Genomic DNA, 2,702 nt, shown 5'->3' with positions numbered 1-2,702 from the left:
CCACAGCGGCGTGGTGCTTCGCTTTATCGAATACATGGACGTGGGCGCCACCAATGGCTGGCGCATGGACGAGGTGCTGCCCTCCGCCCAGGTGGTGGAACGGCTGAATGCTGAATTCCCCCTTGTGGCCATAGACCCAAACTACACCGGCGAAACCGCAGAACGCTGGCGTTACGCCGACGGTGCGGGCGAGGTCGGCGTGATCAGCAGTGTGACGCAGGCTTTTTGCGGCGACTGCAACCGCGCTCGCCTCTCGACCGAAGGCAAATTGTTTTTATGCCTCTTTGCCAGCCAGGGGCAGGATTTGCGCGCCCTGCTGCGCGGCGGCTACGGCGACGACCAGATCGCGGCGGCCGTCGGCCATATCTGGCAAAAACGGGATGACCGCTATTCGCAACTGCGCGCCGAGATGCCAGCAGACACAAGCACCCCCGATTCAACCGCCAAGCGCGTTGAGATGAGTTACATAGGCGGATGAATAGGGCCCCCACGTTCGCCCACTGCGTGTGGCTCTCTGCCCCCCGAGGGGGCGCTGCGCCTGCGGCCCGGCGAAGCCGGTTCCGCGGCCCTGACTGGTCTGGGCCCCCCAACGGCGTCCTTGAGCGCCTTGAGCTATCCGCGTTCAGGAGCTTTTTTTGAAAGATGTCCCAATGCCTTCCTTTATTCACGCCGAGGCCATTACCGGCGTGATCCTGGCCGGTGGCCGCGGGTCACGCATGGGCGGAGTAGACAAAGGCCTGCAGAATTTCAACGGTATTCCTCTGGCCCTGCACACGCTGATGAGGCTGTCGCCGCAGGTCGGCGAGGTGATGATCAATGCCAACCGCAACCTGGCGGCGTATGAATCTTTTGGTGTGCCGGTCTGGCCTGACAGCACCGGGTTGGGTGAATTTGCCGGGCCGCTGGCCGGGTTCCTGACCGGCCTGGAGCGTTGTGAGACACCTTACCTGCTGACCGTACCTTGTGATACCCCGCTGTTTCCCGGCGACCTCGTGGCGCGCCTGGCTGGAGCGCTGGCACATGAAGGTACCGATTTCGCCGTGGCAGCAGCGCCCGAGGAAGACGGACAGCTCAGGCCCCAGCCCGTGTTTTGCCTCATGGGCACGCACATGCTGGAAAGCCTGGCCCGCTTTACGCACGGTGGCGGCCGAAAGATCGACGCCTGGACGGCACAACACAAAACCGTCATTGTTCCGTTTGACCAGCCCGGTGACGACAGCCGCGGGTTCTTCAACGCCAACACGCTGGCGGAGCTGCACCAGCTGGAATCCCGCCTGCCGTGAAAACACTCGACCAGATTGCGGCGGAGCTGCAGGGCTACGATCCCCAGGCCCTTTCCGCTGACCAGGTGCTGGACTTCCTGTCCCGGCTTGTCATGCCTGTGCAGGAGCAAATTGAGCTTCCCTTGATGGAGGCCTTCGGGCGCGTATTGGCCCAGGACGTGGTTTCGCCATTTGACGTGCCGCCCCATGACAACTCGGCCATGGACGGCTACGCCTTTGATGGCGGGCAGCTCACTGGCTCGGCGCTGGAGTTGCAGGTAGCGCCCGGCACCGCACTGGCCGGCAAGGCCTGGCAAGGCAGCGCCGGCCCGGGCCAGTGCGTCAAGATCATGACCGGCGCCATCATGCCGGCGGGCCTGGATACGGTGGTGCCGCAGGAGTTTGTGACCGTGCATGAGGATGCCCAAGGCGCACGCATCAGCATTCCGCCTGGCTTGCTCCGCGCTGGTGACAACCGCCGGCTGCAAGGCGAGGACTTGGCGCAGGGCCGGCCAGCGCTATTAAAAGGTGAGCTGGTCACGCCCGCCAGGCTTGGTCTGGCGGCCTCCTTGGGCCTTAAAACGTTGTCGACCTGGCGGCCGCTGCGGGTGGCCTATTTCTCCACCGGCGATGAGATCCTGTCGTTGGGCGAGGCGCCGCGCGAAGGCGCTGTCTACGACAGCAACCGCTACACCGTCTTTGGCATGCTCAGCCGCCTGGGCTGCAAGGTCATCGACATGGGCGTGGTGCGCGACGACCCGGCGCTTCTGGAGGCGGCATTCAAGCGCGCGGCAAGCGAGGCCGACGCCGTCATCACCTCTGGCGGTGTCAGCGTGGGCGAGGCCGATTTCACCAAAGCCATGATGAAAAAGCTGGGCGACGTGGCTTTTTGGCGCATCGCGATGCGGCCGGGCAGGCCCATGGCCGTGGGACGAATTTCAACCACAAAATCGGGGTCAAGCCCAATAAAGACGAGCGCAAGCAGCTATGAAAAATATAGCAATACAAGTACTTACCCCAACCCCAACGGAGCCATCCTTTTCGGCTTGCCCGGCAACCCCGTTGCGGTGATGGTGACTTTCCTGGCCTTTGTGCGCCCTGCTCTGCTTCAGATGATGGGCGCCAGCGCCGCACCGGCGCCGCTACTCAAGGCACGAAGCATGGAGCCCATCCGCAAGAAACCAGGGCGCACCGAATACCAGCGCGGCTGGGTGTCCACCGCGGCTGACGGTTCGCTGGAGGTTAAAACCACCGGAAACCAGGGCTCGGGCGTGCTGCGCTCCATGGCCGAGGCCAACGGCCTGATGGTGCTCCATCACGAACAGGGCAACATCGCTGCGGGAGACAGCGTGGACGTCCTCATGTTTGAAGGCGTCCTGTAAGCCACAGAGTCCGCAGCCCGGCCGGCGCTAGTCGGTACGGGGCTTTGATAGCGCGGGC

3 protein-coding genes are annotated in these 2,702 nt (G+C 63.7%); all 3 read left to right on the top strand.

Going from position 1 to position 2,702, the window contains the following annotated elements:
• On the top strand, positions 1–478 hold a 478-nt coding region (locus tag AC1D0Z_RS19125; RefSeq protein ID WP_477659771.1), incomplete at its 5' end, for a GTP 3',8-cyclase MoaA family protein.
• Positions 479–650: 172 nt separating this feature from the next.
• Positions 651–1,283 carry a molybdenum cofactor guanylyltransferase MobA gene (mobA, locus tag AC1D0Z_RS19120; RefSeq protein WP_477659770.1) on the top strand — a complete coding sequence of 211 codons (633 nt, stop codon included), beginning with the start codon at positions 651–653 and terminating at the stop codon, positions 1,281–1,283.
• Complete coding sequence (gene moeA, locus AC1D0Z_RS19115; protein ID WP_477659769.1) at positions 1,280–2,644, top strand: molybdopterin molybdotransferase MoeA; 1,365 nt, start codon at positions 1,280–1,282, stop codon at positions 2,642–2,644. The genes mobA and moeA overlap by 4 nt, the downstream gene beginning before the upstream one ends.
• Positions 2,645–2,702 lie beyond the last annotated feature (58 nt).

This window comes from Polaromonas sp. P1_E3, assembly GCF_056405935.1.
Note: the sequence above shows the minus strand (reverse complement) of the source record. Positions and strands in the feature narration are given on the sequence as shown.